Origin of the sequence: Olivibacter sp. CPCC 100613 (assembly GCF_036959255.1) — a bacterium.
In the GTDB taxonomy this organism is placed as follows: Bacteria; Bacteroidota; Bacteroidia; order Sphingobacteriales; family Sphingobacteriaceae; genus Olivibacter.
On the sequence record NZ_JAWMTI010000001.1, the window covers coordinates 416,590 to 437,847 of the forward strand.

A 21,258-nucleotide genomic window follows, 5' to 3' on the forward strand; every position below is an offset into this window, starting at 1 on the left:
TTAAAATTTGACGTTCAAATTAAAACCAATACTCCGCGTGGTAGGCAGTTGTAAACTTTCCAATCCCTGCGCATTCCCTGTATTGAAAGCAGTTTCAGGATCAATATTGGGTGCATTTTTGTGGATAATCCATAAATTTCTGGCCACTAAAGCAAATGAAGCATCTTGCAAGCCTATTTTAGAAATCCACCGATTAGGAAGATGATACCCCAGCTTCACTTCACGAAGTTTTATATAAGAAGCGTCATATATATTTGGTTCATTGGTACGGTAAAGGGCTTTATAATACTGCTGTGCAGAAATAATCTTCGTATTTTCGGTACCATCCGCATTCACACCATCAACAATAATTCCATCGTCGTAGCTTACACCGTTGAGGGTATATGCTAAGCCCCCATGCTCAGCATCCCTTCCCGGAAGTGTAGACGCTAATACACCTGTCCCTGTCCCTGTGGCATTGGTACCTGAATAAATTTTACCTCCATGTTTGATGTCAACCAAGAAGCTGAGATCAAAATTTTTATAGCGGAAAGCATTCGTTATCCCACCAAGCCAATCTGGCGTAAACTTACCGAAATAGCGATTAACTGGATCTGTGGTGGGCACTCCATTCGCGTCTACCACCATTCTGCCATCTTCATCGCGAAGAAAGGCAGTGCCGTAAAGCATCCCATAAGGTTGATCTACACTCGCTAATACTTGTACTGAACCGCTTGATCCGATCGTGTAACTTTGCAGATTCCCTGCTTCATCGAGCTCTACTACTCGACTCTTATTGCTGGAAAAATTCAGGTTCACATCCCATTGAAAATTGTTCTTTTGTAAAGGTGTTAACCCCAGTTGAACTTCGATTCCTTTGTTATTTATTTTCCCTGCATTAACTAACTGTTTTTTATAACCTGTGGATGGGCTAACGTCAACGCTCAGAATCTGATTGACGCTATTGATGTCGTATAAACTGACATCTAATCGCAAGCGGCTATTAAATAGACTCAACTCCGTTCCAATTTCCGTTGAGGTGGTCGTTTCAGGTTTTAAATCCGGGTTTTTCTTGATGTCATTTACTGAAAGTTGTGGACTATCCGCGTAAGGAGCACTGAAGATATACGAATCAATTAGATTGTAAGGGTCGGTATCCTTTCCTACTTTTGACCAACCTCCCCGTAATTTCCAATAAGATAATATGTCACTTTGTAAATTAAATGCTTCTGACAACACAATACTGGCATTTACTGACGGATAGAAGTAAGAGAGATTATCAATCGGCAGGGTTGATGACCAGTCATTGCGGGCGGTTAAATTAAGGAATGCATAGTTTCTGAAGCCTACCTGAGCCGACGAAAAAAGGCTATAGGTTTTCAGTGAACTATATTCACCTAATGACACCAAGGCATCCCTAGAATTAGCTAAAGTATACACATCGGGTACTGCCAAACGGGGTGCTTTCTGGTCATTCCGTTGACGTGATTGGCTTCGGATGTTACCTCCTGCTAATACGTCGACACTGAAATCGGTGGATAGGGATCGACTATAATTAAGTGTAAACTCGGTATTATTTTCGTTTACGGTATAGGCATCCTCTTCGTAGGAACCGAAAGGTGTCCCATTCGTGCCATAGGCAATCCGTATTTTGCGTCTATCGGTATAATAATCATTGCCGGAACGAAAATTTGCGGTCAGAAAATCGTTGATTTTATAATTCAAACCAACATGACCGAAAATACGGTCTCTTTGCTGTTGCACAATATTCTCTTCAGCAATAAAATAAGGATTACTGTAGTAGCTATTATTCCAATTGATCAGGTTACCATCGGCATCGCGATAATTCTTTAGTCGATTAACGTCTACCTGCCGTCCAAACCAGGTGAACTGCAGCATATAACCGTTGGAACGGAATCCACCTACGCCCGGTAAGTTCCCCGAATTTGTACGGACATAATTAGCATTCGCCGTAAGGGTTAAGTCGGGTGTAATTTTATAAGCGGTATTCAGGTTGAAATTGTTTTTTTCAATAGACGAATTGGGCACTATTCCCGTTTGATTGCTGTTATTATAAGAAAAACGGTAATCGATCTTATCAGTAGCATCGGTAATCGAGATCCCATTGTTCAGGGTTCTACCAGTACCAAAAAAGCTCTTCACATTATCTGGATGGGGTAAAAATGGAACCGCCTCGCCGTTAGAATAAAATTGAGGGATTAATCTACCGTCCATTTTCGGGCCCCAACTTTCATCCACTCCATCATTGATCCCGCCCCCTTTACCATCAACATAACTAAATTTACCATCGGCACCTTGCCCAAATACATTTTGGTATTCAGGTAATACGGCAATGCGTTCAAAAGTATTATTTGAGTTAATAGCAATGCCAAGTCCTTTCCGCTTCGAACCTGATTTGGTGGTAATCAAGATGACACCTGCCGCAGCCCGTGAGCCATATAGAGCTGCTGCGTTTGGCCCCTTTAATACACTGACCGAGGCTATGTCTTCGCTGTTGATATCGGAAATGGCGTTGGCATAGTCTCGGTTTCCACTTGTTCCCAATTGGGAGTTATCCACCGGGGTACCATCAATCACGAATAAAGGCTGATTGTTACCGGCAATGGATGTTTCACCACGAATAACAATACGTGATGATCCCATATTCCCCTGACTATTGGTAACGTGCACCCCGGCAACTTTCCCGGTCAATGAATTAACTAAATTGCTTTCCTTGGCTTCTGACAAATCTTGCCCTTTGACTTCCTGTATGGAATAACCAAGGGATTTCTTTTCTTTTGTAATATTTAATGCCGTAACAACAACCTCGTCAAGTGCATTTTCCTGTACGTTGAGCTTGACTTCTATATAATCTTGATTTGGTCCCAATGTAACAACTTGTTCTGTATAGCCTATATAGCTAAAACGAAGTCGACTATTAGGCGGCACATCTAGATTAAATTTACCGTTCGCATCAGTTTGCACTGTAGCACTAGCCCCTAGTACCTGAACGCTTACACCCGGTAGGGCCTCCCCTGTATTGGCCGCTAGCACGACTCCCTGCAAGGCAGTGCTTTGTGCATGGGCATACAGGCATAAGAATGGCCATAACCATATGGTCCATATGATTTTTTTTAACATGAGTAAAGAATTAAATAATAATGATGGAAATTAAGTTGACAGGGTATATACAACCCGATTACCCCGTAATAAAACGCGATGAGCCACACATATAGGATTGTGGAATTCGTTTCGATGATAAAAATTTAGACAGCTCTGTGCGGAAGAGGAAATACTTGATCATATCTATAGCTTGACAATGTTCATGAGCTGCAAAGGTAATATAAAAACAAATACAAAGTCTATTGTTTAGGTAGATTTTATAAAAAAAGGGAACGTCTAATTTCCATTGCTGCTTAAAGTCTACCCACTCGCCTAAACTCACGGGGTGAAATCTGCGTCTTCATCTTGAATAATTTAGAAAATGACTGCGAATATTCAAATCCTAGTTCGAAAGCAATTTCATTCACAGACAAATTTGTTGTAATTAATTTTTCCTTTGCTTTCTCAATAATTTTTTCCTGTATATGCTGCTGGGTGCTATTGCCTGTCAGTGTTTTGAGCAAACTGCTTAGATAATTAGGTGAAATATGCAGTTCACTGGATATTTCTTTCACGGTGGGTATACCTTTTGCAGCCAACATTTCCTGCGAAAAAGATTTTTCCAACAATGCTTTCAGTTGATTCAAGATAGTATGGTGGGGGATTTTGCGAGTCATGAACTGCCGTTGATAAAATCGCGCTGCATATCCTAACAAAGCTTCAATAAAGGGGATAATAATCTCTTGGCTGAACTTATCAAAGTGAGTAAGATATTCCTGCTCAATGCTCTTAAACAAATTATTAATCATCTGCTCTTCTTGATCGGACAGAAAAAGGGCTTCATTTACTGTATAATCAAAGAATTCGTATTGTTTCATTTTTAGGGCAAGGGGATGGCGCCAGAGAAAGTCCGGATGAAGCAACAGCAGCCATCCGGATGGATTTACCCCTTCCACCTGATCAGCATTGAAACTAAACACACGTCCTGGGGCTATGAAATTCATTACACCTTTATCAAAATCATATCCTTCATGCACATTCTTCATTTTCACACAAGACTGCGTGGAATTACTCATTCCTATAAAGTAGAAATCAGTAATCACAGCCCTATCTAAACGTTCAGGAGGGACTTGTAATGACGTGATATTGATTACACTAATAAGCGCGTGTCTTGTATCTGGTAAACCTCTCAGTTGTAATAATTCCCGGATGCTTTTTATTTTCCGGGGTAAATTTCCGACCATAACATTTATTTTTGATGATACCAGGCAGCATAGTCCTTGGCAAAATCACGCAGTTTTCGTTTTCCTAAAACAGGTCGATTAAGGTAGTAATCTTTCTGCGCTTTTCCATTATGCATGTTTTCCTGCATTTCAACTAATAATTCAGCAACTTCAGGGGATACCCCCATCGCTTCGAATCTTTGTTTCGCTTGACCGCTGGGAACTACGCTCCATTGGAGATCCGGTATGCCAATGGCGTTTCCTATAATTTGTGCTGCTTGGTTACAGGTTAGTTCTTCACTGGCAACATATTTCGCCTTCAACCCAGCAATTGCCGGGCTATTCATCTCTTCAGCGATAGCCGCAGCGATGTCTTCGGGGGAGACGAAAGCCACCATATCATCACCGCCATAGTTGGAAAAAATCATACCTTGTTGTCTGATCATATCGCTGAGATGGTAAAAATTACTATAAAAAGGTCCCGGCCGCATAAAGGTAACGGACAGGTCTTTAAGCGACTCAAACTTTTTCTCTGGTTGAATGGAATCTAGCAAATGTGCTATCCACCCCGTGAGCAGAATGATCCGTTTGATCCCCGCTCTCCTGATCGCTGTAATATAGTGATCGATATTACGGTCCCATGCGTCTAGATCTCGAAGGCTAAAATCCAACGGATTCATACAATAAACAATATCAGCTCCCATAAACGTTTCAGTAAGAAAAGACGGATCCTGAATACTTCCGATAGCGGGTTGAGCGCCCATTGCTTGTATTTCGTTTCGCTTATTGGGATCCGTGCTGATGAGGGTGATTTGATGTCCCGCTTTCACCAAGATTTCGGTAAGTGGTTTACTAATGTTCCCCAGAGAACCTGTCAGTACAATTTTCATTTTCGCCAATTTTATGATGTAAAGGTAGCTGACCAGGTCGAAGGAAACGTGTTCAGATCTCAGAAGCTTGTAAGAAAATCTACCGGTTAAGAGCTGAACAGCATATCGCAATGATCACCCAAAAATGAACAAAGGTGTTCGTATTCGAAAGTTTAAGAAGTGAGCAAACGGCACACCTCTTTAAAATTTATACATAATCCCTAAACGCATATTTCGTCTCGCCTCCACGATATAGGTATAGTAGTCTACCCCACCTTTTGCAAGGATGTCAGCATTTGCTTTGGTTGTAGATCCTGCAGTCAGCAGGGATCTATTATCTAACAAATTGTTGACCAGGAAGGAGATAGTATATCTTTTCTTTTGATAAGACAATCCACCATCGGTTCTTACATAGTTTTTAAAGTTGGCCTCTTTTGTTGTGCCAATCGCCCGATCAAACATTGTTTGCACACTTCCCATCAAACCGAATCCTCTTAATAGACCTTTTTGAATACGATAATTGACCCAAGCATTCGCAGTATGTTTCGCCGTGTTTGGTGTTATATTTCCAATCACAGTTTCATCGGTTGATTTTGTAATTTTCGAGTCTGTCAAAGCATAATTCATGTTCACATTTAACCCGCGAAACAATTCGCCCGAAATGTCCAATTCAATTCCCTGCGTTTTTGCCTCCCCTTCTTGTTTTTGGAAAAACTGAGCACTGCCGCCCGGCATTGGGTGATCGTAATCGGTAACGAGTTGGTTTTGCCTTTTAATCACATAACCACTTAGGGTAGAAATCCATCTTCCACCAAACCATTCCCTCTTTAGGCCCAACTCAATGTTATTACCACGGATTGGTTTAAAGGCATTGCCTTCCCAATCTGTTCCTGAAACCGGAACGAATGACTGATCAAACAAGGCATACCCACTCGTTGCTTTATTGATGGAGTAGCTGAGTCCAGCCCGGGGACTTAACACATTATCTTTAAGATCTGTCGCACCGGTTTTGCCAACTGTTTGTGCGTCCGTATACCGCAAGCCAAGCGAAAGACGAAGTTTATCTTCTAGGAACGCCAATTCATCGTGCGCATAGAAGGACATATAAGAAACAGACGAAACATAATTACTTCCACCTGCTCTCACTTTTGTACTCTGTGATCGGTCAATTATAGGAAATGCTGATCCCGGAACACCGTACTGTGGATTGTATACATTAAGCTCTAAGGGAATAGAATCGAGAAGTTCCCTGAAATCACCCCAGAATTTTTTGTTACCAAAGTCTCCACCTATTAAGATCCGATGCCTGATATTTCCCGTCCTTTCTTCTCCGTTAAAAGAAAATTGTGCAAACCTATTTTCTCCCGTTTCGTCGGCAATACTCCAGTTGCGGGGCATGTTTCCATTAGCTTTCATATAAATTAGCCAGGTGCTATTAGCGGTCATATTAAAATTAAAATAGGCTAATTGGGCATGCAGCTTCCACTTGGAATTTAAACTATGATCTAGATAAAGGTACGCACTGTGGTCCCGTAACTTTCCCGGTTCGAAAGAGGGATCTCCATAGAAAAAGTCATTATCAATAGCAGGATCAGCAAATTGTTTCGGTGAAAACGTGTAGTTACCATTGGCTAAATATGTAGAACCTTGATAGGTATATTCCATGGTGATGGAGGTAGCGGTGTCCACCTTATAGGTCAACACCGGCGCCACTGCGACTCGATTACTGTAGTTGTATTTTGTGAAATAGTCTTTTTGTTGCGCAGCGACATTGAATCGATAAAGTAATTTTCCATCCTGACTGAGCTTACCGTCAAAATCCAGTGCTCCCCGGTAGGTACTAAAGCTCCCCATATTAAAGGATACTGATCCTTTTTGTTGTCCTGAAGGCTTTTTGGTTACAACGTTATAGAACCCTCCGGGTTCGCCACTGGCGAGCATAAAACCAGCCGGCCCTTTAACAAATTCGATACGTTCGATCATCGATACATCTTCTGCTGTTGGTCCCCAAGAAGCTTCGATATTCATGCCATTTCTAAAGGCAGGGATTTTAGAGCCTCTCATTCGTATGTTGGCGTACTGATTATCCCAATGCCCCTGCCGCGTGGCACCGCTAATATTACGTGTTATGCCATCTACAATATCAAATACTTGTTGATCAGCCATAATATCGGATGAAATAACCTGAATGTTCTGTGGCAACTCCAAGATGGAAGTTCTCAATCTTAAGGAACCTGAAATACTATCCAGTTTGTAATTTTGGTAGTACTTCCCGTACACGGCAACTTCATCAATTGCTATGTTATTGGCTTGCAACCGAACGGGTGACAAGACCAGATTCTGCTGCTCAACAGCAATATCACGAACATATTTCCGAAATCCCAAAGCAGAAACTTCTATTGTGTAATGCCCCGCTTTCATGGCTTTAAAGACAAATACCCCTTGTGTGTTAGCAGGTGCTCTCCCCTTGACAGTGCTCCCTTCTAAAAGGGTAACAGAGGCTCCTGAAATTGGCAGACTGTCCAGCGAATGCACCGATCCTTCAATAGAATAGGTTTGCTGTGCGCAAACGTTAGCCACTGCCATGACTAATCCGACTAAAACAAGTAAAGTATTCTTCATATAAAATTTGTATAAATAAATCAGCAGGTAATATATCTTATTTAGACTGATTAAAATTAACGCAAATATAGAGCGAATACTTTTAAATGCAACAACGAAAACAAAAATGGGTATCCTGATAGCTTATCCTGGAACCACTTTCATTTACACAGTGCGTGTTCCTATTTAGATTAACTTGTTTCAAATTCGAACACTTCTATCCTACTGCGAAACTTTTACACGATTTCCTACGACCTAAATTCCCCACTAAACTGTCGCATACTCCCCTCTTGAAGATGAAATTTTGTACTGATCTTTGTTAAAAGCAAAACGAATAAGTGGAGCAGCGACCACAAAAAAACGGGCGAACCGAAAAGCCAAACGAGTAGGAACAATTAAATAATCATCTTATGTCAGAGAATAAAGTATCACTGCACCGAGTTATTAAAGCTTCTCCCGAAAAAGTTTACCGCGCATTCACAGATGCTTTGGCAATCGCGTCATGGTTGCCCCCGTACGGATTTCTTTGTACCGTACATGATATGAAGGTAGAAATGGGAGGCACATTTAGGATGTCGTTCCAGAATTTTAGTACCGGTAATAGTCATTCATTTGGCGGGGAATATTTAGCAGTAAAACCCAACGAATTCCTGAAATACACGGATAAGTTTGACGATCCGAATTTGCCCGATATTATGACAACTTCTATATCGCTTGTTAAAACATCCGTCGGCACGGAATTGAACGTATTACAGGAAGGAATACCAGCTGTAATCCCTGCGGAAATGTGCTATTTAGGCTGGCAGGAATCGTTAGATAAATTAATCAAACTCGTAGAACCGAATATTCCGGATGCTTAGTTTTTTCTTGTTGAAAAATAGCCTGTTATTCACTCGTAAGCGCGGCATAATGAATAACAGGTTCCTGTAATTCCCGGGAAGTATTCTTGAAAACTTCTAGATTAATTCGCACCTAATTTACTGTATAATTTTTAACGTATTGCTTTCTTATACGGCCAAATATTACTTGTTCACGTTGCTACAAGGACATTTGATACAAAATGTTTGAGTCAAACGTCACGTAGATGGGGTTTAGGCTCGATGTTAAGCCTCCCTGAAATGCCACTAGCGGAGTGTTATTAGCTAAATAAATCGATTTAGAGGTAATGGGAGATGCTTTTGACAAATTTTTCGGTTTCACTTTTTTTTTCGACATTTGAAAAATTGGATACTGAAATCAATTAACCTATGTCCCCTTTTGCCGTGGATATCAATGCGTTTAATGCGGGCGAACGAAAAGCGTTTGACGACGTTTATCGTTATTATTCACGACCATTGCAACATTTTGCTCGTTCCTATGTTCACCGACAAACATTAGCAGAAGAGATCGTAAGCGACAGTATGCTTAAATTATGGGATAACAGGCAACGTATTCGAACGGAGCAACAGATCAAAGCCTTTCTTTATATAGCTACACGCAATGCCTGCATTGATAGTCTCCGCAGCAGACGCGCAATTTCGATACAAGATCTCCCGGAGGACATGCATGACCTCACAGGACAGGAACCGGAAGTGTATAACCGTATTCTTTACGTTGAGCTGTTGCAGCAGGTTGAGGAGGCAATGGATAGATTACCGCCCAGTCAGCAAGCCGTTTTCCGTAAAAGTTTCCTTGAAGACAAAACTACTGATGAAATTGCCAATGAAACCGGTATGTCTGAATCATCGATCTTTACACAGAAGTCCAAAGCTTTAACTACGCTTCGGAAACTATTGAAGAACAATTTTTTGTTTCTTTTATGGTTAGCCAAGGTCGGCTAATAATCAACCTTTGCTTCTAAGTAGCAACACCGTGCCAACAAATAAACTAAGAAAAAATCTTTTTTTGGTAAGGTTCACATCTCTTTTTCGTATCTATAATGTTTGTCGCCTAACCAGACAAAAATATAGGCCAAAATGGAACGGATAAGTCAGTTACTTTATAAGCACTTACGTGGCAATCTCACCGATGCTGAGCGCGCTGAGCTAATGACTTGGGCAGCGGCTGACCCGGCCAACTGGGAATTGTTAAATCGTGTACTGGACGAAGAAGACCTGGAAGCGGGCATTCGAGACTGGTATGTCATCCCCAAACGGTCCGTGACGGACGATCCACGCCTAGATGCTGCGATCACCGCGAACGAAATGAAGTCCAAACACTCGATACTTCGCCTTATAATCCGCCGTGCTCTTCCTTACACTGCCGCAATCATTGCGCTGGCACTCATTGGCTTATGGTACACTTATAGACAAGATCATAAAATGGTAACGGAGCAGGCGATAGATGACACTTCAACACAAGGAAATAAAGCCGTGCTAACTTTGGCAGATGGCCGTAAAATTGACTTAAGTGAAGAACGATCGGGAATAGTAGTTGAAAAGGGTCATATCACCTATGATGACGGTTCATCGCTTACTGTATTGCCTGATATAGGCGAAAGTGTGCAAACGATTTCGCAATTAGAACTCTCCACACCGAGAGGTGGAACCTACCAGATGATCTTACCTGATGGCTCTAAAGTTTGGCTCAATGCTGCTTCCACTATTAAGTATCCAAGTAATTTTATTGGCAAAGAGCGTATTGTGGAGATCAGTGGTGAAGCTTATTTTGACATCAAAAATGACCGCCAACGGCCATTCAAAGTGCTTAGCAAAAATCAGGAGATTGATGTTTTAGGCACCGAATTCAATATCGCTGCGTATCCGGATGAAAGGGAAATACGAACTACTTTGGTAGACGGCAAAATTCGTTTGTCCGTAGCGGGGTCGGGAGAAACAAAATCCTCTAAAACAATTATACTCATGCCGGGAGAACAGGGAGCATTAAGCAATGGTCACTTCCTGAAATCCAGGGTGGATGTTTCAGAATATGTAGCCTGGAAGGACGGATTTTTCTACTTCAATAGAACACCTACGTCGGCAGCCATTACGCAGTTGGCTCGATGGTACGACTTGGATGTGGTTTACAAAGGGAAATTACCGGAAGCAAATCTATTTGCTTACATCGATCGCAATAAACCATTAAGTGCCGTTTTAAAGGCCTTAGAAAAGAGCGAACTGAAACTTAAAATTGTCCAAAACGGACAAAGAAAACAGCTGATTATTTTAGGCGGACAATAAGTAATGAATGAACTCATTTACCACATTAGAATTAAACCAACAATTAAACCAAAAAGAGGAGTAGCCATGATAAAAACGTAGAACCAAACTGATCGAATATAGCCAAAGGAAAGCGGATGATGGTAACGACATCACCCGCTGATTTTGTCCGGATTTTGATGCTCGGCACATTCTTCCTGAAGCTGCCGAAAAACCAATTTTTAAAAGCCAAACTAAGCAAATATATGATTTTTATATCACGTATAGCGGGATTTTATTGCCCGTATAAATACCGATTATTACTAATTATGAAATTAGCGATCCTCTTAACAGTTGCCTTTACCATACAAGTTATGGCCGAAAGTAAGGCGCAAACTGTTACGCTAAATGCCCGAAACAAAACGCTTCGCGAAGTATTACAGGAAATTCAGAAGCAGCATGGATATTCTTTTTTGTTTCGTGGAGATAATATAGCGGATAGACGCATCACCGCTGAATTAAAACAAGTCGATTTTACGAAGGCAATGCATGTCATTTTAGATGAGAATGGCCTTGCATGGTCATTGGATGATGGGATTATTACGATTACTAAGAAAGCGAAATTAACAGAACGGATATCTGTACCGCAACAATATAGCTTTTCCGGGAAGGTGACCGACGAGAACAATGCCCCGCTACCAGGGGTCACAGTTAGTATCAAAGGCACAATGGAAGCAACGAAAACCAATGAAAATGGAATTTTTGAGATCAGGACTTCTACTGTTAGCGGCCTTTTTGTTTTCAGACTAATGGGTTACGCACCACAAGAAATACCTTTTGGTACCAATACAACTATAAACGTCGTCTTAAAGGAAACTTTAAGTGATTTGGATGAAGTTGTGGTGGTTGGTTACGGTACAGCCAGAAAGAGTGATTTAACAGGTGCAATTACACAGCTTAAACCCGATAAAATTGCGGATGAAAATCCCCGAACGGTTCAGGATATTCTAAGAGGTACGCCAGGTCTAACGATCGGATTAGATGCGTCGGCAAAAAACGGTGGTAGTATCAATATCCGTGGCCAGCGCTCCGTTTATACGGAAGCAAACCACAATTCTCCTTTGTTGATTTTGGATGGGGTAATTTTCTATGGTGAGCTCTCTGAAGTTAACCCAGATGATATTGAACAAATAGATGTACTAAAAGATGCATCAGCGGCGGCCGTGTACGGTGCACAGTCCGCCAACGGTGTACTGATCATCACTACTAAAAAAGGTAAGCAGGGTAAGCCCAAAATAAACTTTACCTCCAACCTGGGGCTTTCAACGATGGGTGCCAACCGACCGGTTTGGGGGCCTGATGGCTATTTAAAATACAGAGAGGATTGGTACACAGCAGGTACCTACGACATCAATCCGGCTACAGGTAATTATGAGCCTTATATGTCAAGCAGCACAGATGCCTTACCGGCCAAAGGTAAGCCAGGCTACTATGAAAAACTGACGCCTGAGATGTTGTCTAAATATGGAATAAGCGAAGCCGACTGGCGGGCTTATTCTGTTAATGGGACGGGTGCTTCGAATGAAGAAATCTATGCCAGGCGTATCGGTCTTGACCATAACGTGTTAAAAAATTACCTTGCCGGGAAAAGTTTTGATTGGTACGATCATAGTTTCCGCGATGGTTTTAATCAAGATCATAATGTGAGTATTTCCGGTGCCAGCGACAAGATTAATTATTATATGTCTGGTGGCTACCTGTCTAATCAGGGGGTGATAGTAGGCGACAATTACCGGGCTGTACGTTCTAATCTTAAAGTAGATGGTCAAGTAACCGACTGGCTAAACATTGGTGCGAATATCAACTTTCAGGATCGCACGGACGGGAATATTGCGACAGATTGGGGCAGAGCGATTACATTAAATAGCCCGTTTGGTTCTTACAGAGATGAAAACGGAAATCTGGAAGTACATCCGCAGGGATCCGGTCTTACGGGGTTGATAAGAGGCTATAATTATGATTTTGACAGGCAGTTCCAAGATCTAGAAAGTGGCTACACCGTATTAAATTCTATTTTTACAGCCAAAATAAAACTACCATTTAATATAACTTATTCATTTAATGCTGCCCCAAGATATCAATGGTTCTATAGACGCTATTTTGCATCGTCAACACACCCAGATTGGAATCCGCTCTCTAATAATGCCGGGGTAGACCGCGAAAACAGTAAACGCTTTGACTGGTCGATCAATAACACGATTAACTGGGAGCAGACCTTTGCCGAAAAGCATCGAGTAAATATTACTCTGGTACAGGAAGCGGAAGAGCGGCGATACTGGTGGGATGTTATCAGGGCCCGGAATATTACCCCTACCGATGCGTTGGGCTTTCATGAAACGAGTGGTGGAGACCGGTTGCGAAGTGAATTTGACACCGAAGACAGTCGGCAAACAGCAGACGGTATGTTGGCCCGCCTCTTCTATTCGTATGACGATAAATATATGTTTACGGGTTCGGTACGCCGGGATGGCTACTCGGCATTTGGCACCTCCAATCCGCGGGCGACCTTCCTGTCTGCTGGATTAGCCTGGACTTTCACCAACGAAAATTTCTTTAACTGGCCGGCCATGAGCAATGGTAAATTGCGCTTATCTTACGGGCAAAATGGAAACCGTTCGCTGGCGAACCCTTACATTGCATTGGCGAATCTTGCCAACGGTGTGGGTACACAAGGTTATATAAATGCAAATGGCGATTACATACAGTATCAGTACTTACGAATAGATCGCTTAGCCAATAAAGATCTGCAATGGGAGAAAACCGCTTCTTTTAATATTGGTTTGGATCTTGGCTTCCTGGATAATCGTATATCAACTACTTTGGATTATTTTCAAATGTCTACTACTGACATGATTATGAACCAGTCTTTGCCGAATTTTTCGGGCTTTACCAGCATCACGACCAACTTGGGTGAGGTGCAAAACAATGGATTTGAAATCGCCATAAATACTGAGAATATAAGGCAAAAGAACTTTAGTTGGAGTACTTCTTTTGGATTCTCAAAATATAAAAATTCCATCAAGCACTTGTATTATCAATACCAAGATGTATTGGACGCGAATGGTAATGTGGTAGCCAGTAAGGAAGTGGATGATATTGGAAATGGATGGTTTATCGGGCAACCCATCAGTGCGATCTGGAATTATAAGGTAACTGGAATCTGGCAGGTGGATGAACTGGAGGAAGCCGCCCGCTATGGACAACGTCCCGGTGACCCTAAAGTAGCCAATAATTACACCGCGGATGATATCCAGAATGCGGACGGAAGCATAAGACCCGTCTATAACGATAACGATAAGGAGTTTCTAGGACAAACGCAGGCACCTATCATGTGGTCGCTACGAAACAATTTTACTTATAAAAATTTCAATTTTTCTTTTAATATCTATTCCTACTGGGGGCATAAGAGCACGAACGGGGCCTATCTGAATCAGGATAACGGGACGTCAACGATTACCCAAGGTCTGGCAAATACTTATGAGAAACCTTACTGGACACCGGAAAACCCAAGTGATTTTTGGGCGCGATTGGAATCGAAAGGACCTGCAGGTCTTAACGCGCCTCAAAGAATATTCGACCGATCTTTCATCAGGTTGGACAATATAAGTTTGGGCTATGCATTACCTAGTAAATTAATCTCGCGCTACCATATCGAAAATATAAGAGTTTTTGGTTCGGTTCGGAATGCGGCCGTATGGCGCAAGGATAAGAATTGGCGATATTGGGATATTGAAACCGGGGCAATGGCACCAAGAATATTCACTTTGGGGGTAAACCTAACTTTTTAAAAACATTAATTATGAAAACGAAGACTTATTATATATCGGTTATCAGTATATTATCAGTTGCTTTATTGGCCAGCTGCACAAAGGATTATTTAAAGCCAGATCCCTTGTCCTTTTATGAACCCGAACTTACTTTCTCAACGCGTTCGGGTTTGGATGCAACAGTGGCAATGGCTGATAGGCATTTACGTACCTATTGGAGCCATTTGGAAACAAGGGATGTTTCTGTACCCATTAGTACGGAGTATATGTTATCGGATGTAGCTGTTTCCGGTAAAACGGATGATGGTAATATTTTTGCCGATGTGGCCACCCGCCTTACTCCTACCGACGGAATGCATGACAACAACATAAATACGATTTCGTTCTTCTGGGATCAGACCTATATGGGGATTAAGTATGCCAATACGATTACAAGCTTTATTGATAATGTACCGGACTTGGACGAAGCAACCAGACAAGAATATCTTGGAAGGGCCTATTTTCACCGATCTTTCCGCTATTTAGCACTTTGTTTTCAGTTTGGAGATGTGCCATTGGTAACGAAAATATTAACAGCACCCAAACAGAACTACAAGACTTCCAGTCGTGCGGCTATTCTGGAAATGATTACTGCGGATATGGAGAAAGCGGTGGAATGGGTGCCGGAACAATCGCAAATGGCCTACCTTGGTATGATCAATAAAGCGGCTTGCCGACAGCTTTTAATAAAATGCTACCTTGCCACGGGTCAGTGGGATAAGGCGATTGAACAAGCTAATATACTGATTGATCAATCGGGATATGCGTTGATGACGGAAAACTTTGGTACATTCGATAACCCTTCTCCACTTGCATGGCCTGTTACTCGTAATGTAATATGGGATTTACATCGCCCAGTAAATAAAGCCATTGCAGCCAATAAAGAAGCTATTCTGGTGATGCCTAATCGTGAGGGTACGGACGCAACGATTCGGTATAAATCAATGCGCAACTGGGGACCTATGTGGAACCAGGCCGCGTTGAAATCGCCCAGCGGGAAAGTGCTGCTAGCTGCCGCCAAAACCGATTCCAAATACAGCGCCGAATATGACATTAACGGCTCTGTAGGTAGAGGGATTGGGATGATAAGGCCTACGCATTTTGCCCAATATGGTCTTTGGTCTGTTAACGGAATAGAAGATACGACTGATTTACGACATTCGAGTACCGTGGGAAACTGGGCTCGTATGGAGATGCTGAAATACAATGATCCTGCGGATTCTTACTACGGACAAAACTTGAGATTGTATGAGGGTAACCAGCTGCTATGTACAGATACCATCCGCAGTTGGTTTAACTGGCCGCACTATAAGATATACATTGATGATCCTGTGTTTCAAGCAACACCTACGTCCAACAGAAATGATGGTGGAGCGGCCGATTGGTATTGCTATCGTTTGGCAGAAACCTATTTGCTACGAGCAGAAGCACAATTCTATAAAGGAAATGTTGGAATGGCCGCCGAAGATGTCAATACGGTACGAAAAAGAGCAAAGTGTAGCCAGCTCTATACAACCGTAACCATTGGCGATATTGTAAATGAACGTGCACGCGAACTGTACATGGAAGAATGGAGGCACATGGAGTTGAGCCGCATATCGTATAGTTTGGCTTTGAGCAACAAGGCGGACGAATGGGGTAATACCTATCAGGTAAATAACTTATCGAACAACAACTATTGGTATCAGCGCATTCAACATTATAACGACTATTATAATAAAAACAAGCTAACGGTAAGGAATAGAAGTTATACCATAGCACCGCATAATATCTACTGGCCTATTCCTCAGGACGCTATAAATTCTAATTTGTATGGAAAATTACACCAGAACCCAGGTTATAGCGGTTATGATGCAGGCCTGGAAATGTGGACCAACTGGCAGGATGCCGTAGCGGATGAAGATATTACGAATTAATAACGACGTGTTTGTCAACTCATGGCGCCTAAATTTGAATATGCTCAAATAAAAACCAATAAGATATGATGTGCAAGAGATTTTTTTTATCCGTGCTGGCAGTACTTGCTTTTCAACTGTTATTTGCCCAACTTAAAACAGCCACGCGCCCCAATATCGTCCTGATTATTGCCGATGATATCGGTTGGGGTGACATTGCTTGCTACGGAAATAAGGATGTAAAAACGCCCAACATTGATGCGCTGGGATCTTCCGGTCTGGTATTTAAGAACATGTACCTAACGACCAGTAGTTGTAGCCCCAGCCGGAGTAGTATTATAACAGGCCGATACCCCCACAACACGGGTGCACCTGAGTTACATGATCCGCTCCCGGCGACGCAAGTCATGTTTCCGGAGCTCCTCAGAAAGGCCGGATATTATACCGTACTTTCTGGTAAAAACCATATGGGGCCTGCGGTAAAAAAAGCATTTGATATGATTTCGCTAGGTAAGGGCCCTGGTGCAGAGGAAGACTGGGTGTCTATCCTTCAAAACCGACCCGAGAATCAACCCTTCTTTATGTGGTTTGCCTCGCACGATGCGCACCGCGACTGGCAATTCGACGAGCACGGCGTTATACACGATCCCGAAAAGCTAAGCGTGCCGCCGATGTTATATGACGGTCCTGAAACACGCAAAGACCTGGCAGCTTACTACCATGAAGTTTCCCGTCTTGATCATTATGTTGGAAAGGTGGTGGAAGAACTTAAACGTCAAGACCTTCTTGAAAACACCTATATCATTTTTATGAGTGATAACGGGAGCCCTTTCCCGCGTAACAAAGTGAGATTATACGACAGTGGTATAAAATGTCCCTTTATTATGGTTGGCCCTGGTATAGCGGGCACGCAGACCAATTCCTTGTTTAGTGCTATTGACATCGCTCCTACCATATTGGACATAGCGGGAGCCACTGTAACAGATAAGCGAATTCAGGGGAAAAGCTTTTTAAAGGTATTGCAAGGCCATAAGCACAGGACACGTGACTTCGTTTTTGCCGAACATAACTGGCACGTGTTTCAGGGTTATGAACGCATGGTTCGCTATAAAGATTGGGTATACATCCGGAATGGATTCCCTGAAAGACAGAACCTCGCCGGTGAATCAACGAAGATGTTTCCGGCAGGCAAAGAACTTTGGGAAGCGTATGCGAAAGGCGCGACCAACGCAGCGCAGGAAGATGTTTTCCTGAAGCCGCGAAAGGCAGAAGAACTCTATAATGTATCCGAAGATACCTTTCAGTTTAGCAATGTAGCGGATGTGAGCGGTAATCAGAAGATGCTAGCTTACCTGCGCAAGATGCTTGATACATGGATCGTTGAAACAGGGGATTCGAAACCTCAAAACCCTACAACGGATCGGGATGATGTGGAAGGAAAACGACTTCCTGGAACATGGAAAAAAAGAGAGAAGCCAGGTGCGCGAAACAAAGCTGATAGCATCAACCAACCCGGCCCTGTACTGGAAAAGGAGCTACAATAGGTAAACGATCAAAATCAGTATTATGCCTTTAAAAAAATCTTTAACTTTCTTATAAAAAATCCTTAAATGAAGTATTTTAAAAAATCATTTTTATTGTTATTAACAATAAGTTCTTTTCAAACTTTATTTGCCCAGGAAAAATTGTTGACTGACTTTCCAAAGGGGGATACACCTCAAGAGGTTGGAAAACGTTTAGCCTATCATTTTATAGACGGTAGGCATGACCTTTATGCAGGGCGATTTATCCATTATGCAGAGGTATGTACCTGGAATGGCGCTTTGGACTATGCTGTAAAAACTAATGACCAGAAGCTTATTAAGCTCCTGCAGGAGAAATTTGAACCCTTTTTTACGACTGAAAAAGTATTACTGCCCCCCATGAACCATGTGGATTATAATATGTTTGGCAGTCTCGCACTCAAGCTTTATCAAATAACAAAAGAAGAACGTTATAAGACCTTAGGATTGGCCTATGCCGATACACAATGGGATGTGCCGACAAATGCCAAAGCAGAAGAAAATGCATGGGCAGACAAAGGGTATTCGTGGCAGACGCGTCTGTGGATTGATGATATGTACATGATTACGGTTGTACAAAGTGAAGCGTATAAAGTGACCGGCGATCGCAAATACTTGGATCGAGCGGCAAAGGAAATGGTCCTTTACTTAAATGAGTTGCAGCGTCCTAATGGCCTTTTCTACCATGCTCCTGACGTTCCTTATTATTGGGCAAGAGGTGCCGGATGGATGGCCGTTGGAATGCCTAACCTGCTGCGTTTACTACCCGCAGACCATCCAGATCGATCGCGTATTATGGAAGGCTATTTGGCGATGATGAAGAGTTTGAAAAGTTATCAGGGGGAACAGGGTATGTGGAACCAGCTCATTGATGAACCGGATTTTTGGCCGGAAACATCTGGAACGGGAATGTTTGCTTACGCCTTTATTGTTGGTGTGAAGGAAGGATGGCTGGATGCGACAAGCTACGCCCCTGCGGCACGCAAGGCATGGCTGACGATGGTTCCCTACATTGACCAACGCAACAATGTAACCGAGGTTTGTGTTGGTACGGGTAAGAAGAATGACAAGCAGTATTATTATGACCGTCCGCGAAATGCGGGGGATCTTCACGGACAAGCGCCTTACCTTTGGTGTGCGACCGAACTTTTGGGAGAATAGTTCGAGTGGCGAATTAGCTCCAGAAAGGCAGTATGGCCAGCAACGATATATTGTGTGTTGTGGTAACATGCAAAAGTAAACTGAGTTGAATACAGGATACCGCTTACCGGCTTGTAAGGATGAAAAATAAAAATTCTACTATTTAAATATAAAAATTAATTATTATGCGTAAAAAGCTGTTTTTATTGACATTAACGATATGCGCTTTTCAATTTTCGTTTGCCCAAAAAAATCTTCTCATCGACTTCCCAAAAGGATATACACCCGAAGAGGTAGGTAAGCGCTTAGCGTACCGATTTTTGGAAGGAAAGCACATGCTTCATGGCGGGAAATGGATCAGCTATCCAGAAACCTTTAATTGGAATGGTGCTCTCCAATTTGCATCGATGACAAAGGATAATGAACTTATTAAGCGTTTACAAAATCGGTTTGAACCTCTATTCTCAAGTGAAAAGGAACTACTTCCCATCAAGAATCATGTGGACCTGAATATGTTCGGAAGTTTACCGCTAACACTGTTTCAAATAACGAAGGAGGAAAGATACAATGCATTAGGTATGCCTTACGCAGACACGCAATGGGAAGTTCCTGATGAGGCAAAGCCGGATCAAAAGGAGTGGGCAGAAAAAGGCTATTCTTGGCAAACACGGCTATGGATTGACGACATGTATATGATTACAATCGTACAAACACAGGCTTACAGGGTTACTGGAGATTTGAAATATCTTGATCGAGCTGCCAAAGAAATGGTCCTTTATTTGAATGAATTGCAGCGTCCGAATGGTCTTTTCTATCATGCACCTGATGTTCCTTTTTATTGGGGGCGCGGCAATGGATGGATGGCCGCGGGTATGACGGAATTATTACGCTGCTTACCCACAGACCATAAGGATCGACCTCGTATTCTACAAGGCTACCACACCATGATGAAAAGCTTAAAGGATTATCAAATGGCAAGTGGGATGTGGAATCAATTAATTGATGAGAAAGACTGTTGGGCGGAGACTTCAGGATCAGCAATGTTTACTTATGCATTTATTACGGGCGTTAAACATGGATGGTTGGATGCGAAAACATATGGCCCTGCGGCTCGAAAAGCTTGGATGGCCCTCGTATCTTATATCAATGAGAAAGGTGATGTAACGGAAGTTTGCGTCGGAACGAATAAAAAGAACGATAAGCAGTATTATTATGATCGTCCCCGTCATGTGGGAGACTATCACGGACAAGCACCTTATCTTTGGTGTACTTTTGCCTTGTTGGAAAAAAGTACTAACTAAATCAAGTACGCGGAAGGTGCTCTCCCAAATTTTTTCTTAAAAGCATGGGAGAAATGTGAGAGACTTTCAAATCCGAGATCGAGATAAATGGCAGATGGTTTCTTCTTCTTTTTTTCTAAAAGACGTCGAGCCTCTGTCAATCTCCTTTCTTGTAACCAATGACGTGGCGGCATGCCAAATATTTTTTGAAAATCACGCTTGAACCCGGCAAGACTTCTCCCGGTAAGTCGCGCAAATTTCGCTATCGGAACATTGTAATGAAAATTGCACTGCATGAATTTTTCCAGATCAATCTTATAGGGTTCGGAAAAATCGAATAGAAATCCCTGGAGATGGGGCATGGCATTAAGAAGCAAATATACAGCCTCTTTTACTTTCAATCGGCCCAAGGTATTGATTATTTTTTCTTCTGGATAACGAGTATAGGGTATGATGGATTGAAAAAAAGCTCGTAAAAAATCATCTTCAGGAATCAGTAGATTAGGAGGTCCCGTGTATTTTTCCGCGATCTCAATCTGTTCCTCAAGCGCAATCTGCCGAAGCAAGTCTTCCCTAAGACTTATAACAATGGTTTGATAGCCCTCCCCCTCCAAGGGTGTCTTGG

General features: G+C 42.3%; 13 protein-coding genes. 8 read left to right on the forward strand and 5 right to left on the reverse strand.

From position 1 onward, the window contains the following. The 4 genes from RYH73_RS01660 to RYH73_RS01675 form a co-directional block, all read right to left on the reverse strand. Entirely contained in the window at window positions 1-3,120 is a 3,120-nt protein-coding gene (locus tag RYH73_RS01660; protein WP_335311514.1) for a SusC/RagA family TonB-linked outer membrane protein, read from the reverse strand. A 275-nt stretch (window positions 3,121-3,395) separates the two neighbouring features. Further along, a complete protein-coding gene (locus RYH73_RS01665) occupies window positions 3,396-4,325 on the reverse strand; it encodes a helix-turn-helix domain-containing protein (RefSeq protein ID WP_335311515.1) in 930 nt (309 codons plus the stop codon). Window positions 4,326-4,330: 5 nt separating this feature from the next. Next, on the reverse strand, window positions 4,331-5,194 hold the full coding sequence (locus RYH73_RS01670; protein WP_335311516.1) for an NAD(P)H-binding protein: 864 nt from the start codon (window positions 5,192-5,194) through the stop codon (window positions 4,331-4,333). 180 nt (window positions 5,195-5,374) lie between these two features. Continuing rightward, window positions 5,375-7,795: a TonB-dependent receptor gene (locus tag RYH73_RS01675; protein ID WP_335311517.1), complete on the reverse strand. Its 2,421-nt coding sequence runs from the start codon at window positions 7,793-7,795 to the stop codon at window positions 5,375-5,377. A gap of 389 nt (window positions 7,796-8,184) precedes the next feature. Between RYH73_RS01675 and RYH73_RS01680 the strand changes: the two genes are divergently transcribed. The 8 genes from RYH73_RS01680 to RYH73_RS01715 all read left to right on the forward strand — a co-directional run bounded on the left by RYH73_RS01680 (window position 8,185) and on the right by RYH73_RS01715 (window position 20,654). Next, window positions 8,185-8,634, forward strand: coding sequence for an SRPBCC family protein (locus RYH73_RS01680; protein ID WP_335311518.1), 450 nt, complete (start codon window positions 8,185-8,187; stop codon window positions 8,632-8,634). Window positions 8,635-9,021: 387 nt separating this feature from the next. Then, window positions 9,022-9,594 (forward strand): RNA polymerase sigma-70 factor, encoded by a 573-nt coding sequence (locus RYH73_RS01685; RefSeq protein ID WP_335311519.1) that lies wholly within the window; start codon window positions 9,022-9,024, stop codon window positions 9,592-9,594. A gap of 135 nt (window positions 9,595-9,729) precedes the next feature. Continuing rightward, the gene (locus RYH73_RS01690) at window positions 9,730-10,932 is read left to right on the forward strand and encodes a FecR family protein (protein WP_335311520.1); all 1,203 of its coding nucleotides are present in this window, start codon (window positions 9,730-9,732) and stop codon (window positions 10,930-10,932) included. Window positions 10,933-11,219: 287 nt separating this feature from the next. Continuing rightward, complete coding sequence (locus RYH73_RS01695; protein WP_335311521.1) at window positions 11,220-14,738, forward strand: SusC/RagA family TonB-linked outer membrane protein; 3,519 nt, start codon at window positions 11,220-11,222, stop codon at window positions 14,736-14,738. Between the two features lie 11 nt (window positions 14,739-14,749). Beyond that, entirely contained in the window at window positions 14,750-16,672 is a 1,923-nt protein-coding gene (locus tag RYH73_RS01700) for a RagB/SusD family nutrient uptake outer membrane protein (RefSeq protein WP_335311522.1), read from the forward strand. A gap of 65 nt (window positions 16,673-16,737) precedes the next feature. Beyond that, the gene (locus tag RYH73_RS01705; RefSeq protein ID WP_335311523.1) at window positions 16,738-18,195 is read left to right on the forward strand and encodes a sulfatase family protein; all 1,458 of its coding nucleotides are present in this window, start codon (window positions 16,738-16,740) and stop codon (window positions 18,193-18,195) included. Window positions 18,196-18,261: 66 nt separating this feature from the next. Further along, a complete protein-coding gene (locus RYH73_RS01710) occupies window positions 18,262-19,374 on the forward strand; it encodes a glycoside hydrolase family 88/105 protein (protein ID WP_335311524.1) in 1,113 nt (370 codons plus the stop codon). 164 nt (window positions 19,375-19,538) lie between these two features. Further along, window positions 19,539-20,654, forward strand: coding sequence for a glycoside hydrolase family 88/105 protein (locus RYH73_RS01715; RefSeq protein WP_335311525.1), 1,116 nt, complete (start codon window positions 19,539-19,541; stop codon window positions 20,652-20,654). Here RYH73_RS01715 and RYH73_RS01720 read toward each other — a convergent pair. Next, on the reverse strand, window positions 20,651-21,247 hold the full coding sequence (locus tag RYH73_RS01720; RefSeq protein ID WP_335311526.1) for an AraC family transcriptional regulator: 597 nt from the start codon (window positions 21,245-21,247) through the stop codon (window positions 20,651-20,653). The genes RYH73_RS01715 and RYH73_RS01720 overlap by 4 nt on opposite strands. Window positions 21,248-21,258: the final 11 nt, after the last annotated feature.

What these genes read in the sequence shown, in the direction of transcription:
- RYH73_RS01710 (WP_335311524.1), top strand. Translation starts at nt 18,262, where the DNA reads ATGAAGTATTTTAAAAAATCATTTTTATTGTTATTAACAATAAGTTCT.
- RYH73_RS01670 (WP_335311516.1), bottom strand. Translation starts at nt 5,194, where the DNA reads ATGAAAATTGTACTGACAGGTTCTCTGGGGAACATTAGTAAACCACTT.
- RYH73_RS01665 (WP_335311515.1), bottom strand. Translation starts at nt 4,325, where the DNA reads ATGGTCGGAAATTTACCCCGGAAAATAAAAAGCATCCGGGAATTATTA.
- RYH73_RS01715 (WP_335311525.1), top strand. Translation starts at nt 19,539, where the DNA reads ATGCGTAAAAAGCTGTTTTTATTGACATTAACGATATGCGCTTTTCAA.
- RYH73_RS01685 (WP_335311519.1), top strand. Translation starts at nt 9,022, where the DNA reads ATGTCCCCTTTTGCCGTGGATATCAATGCGTTTAATGCGGGCGAACGA.
- RYH73_RS01680 (WP_335311518.1), top strand. Translation starts at nt 8,185, where the DNA reads ATGTCAGAGAATAAAGTATCACTGCACCGAGTTATTAAAGCTTCTCCC.
- RYH73_RS01660 (WP_335311514.1), bottom strand. Translation starts at nt 3,120, where the DNA reads ATGTTAAAAAAAATCATATGGACCATATGGTTATGGCCATTCTTATGC.
- RYH73_RS01690 (WP_335311520.1), top strand. Translation starts at nt 9,730, where the DNA reads ATGGAACGGATAAGTCAGTTACTTTATAAGCACTTACGTGGCAATCTC.
- RYH73_RS01700 (WP_335311522.1), top strand. Translation starts at nt 14,750, where the DNA reads ATGAAAACGAAGACTTATTATATATCGGTTATCAGTATATTATCAGTT.
- RYH73_RS01705 (WP_335311523.1), top strand. Translation starts at nt 16,738, where the DNA reads ATGATGTGCAAGAGATTTTTTTTATCCGTGCTGGCAGTACTTGCTTTT.
- RYH73_RS01675 (WP_335311517.1), bottom strand. Translation starts at nt 7,795, where the DNA reads ATGAAGAATACTTTACTTGTTTTAGTCGGATTAGTCATGGCAGTGGCT.
- RYH73_RS01695 (WP_335311521.1), top strand. Translation starts at nt 11,220, where the DNA reads ATGAAATTAGCGATCCTCTTAACAGTTGCCTTTACCATACAAGTTATG.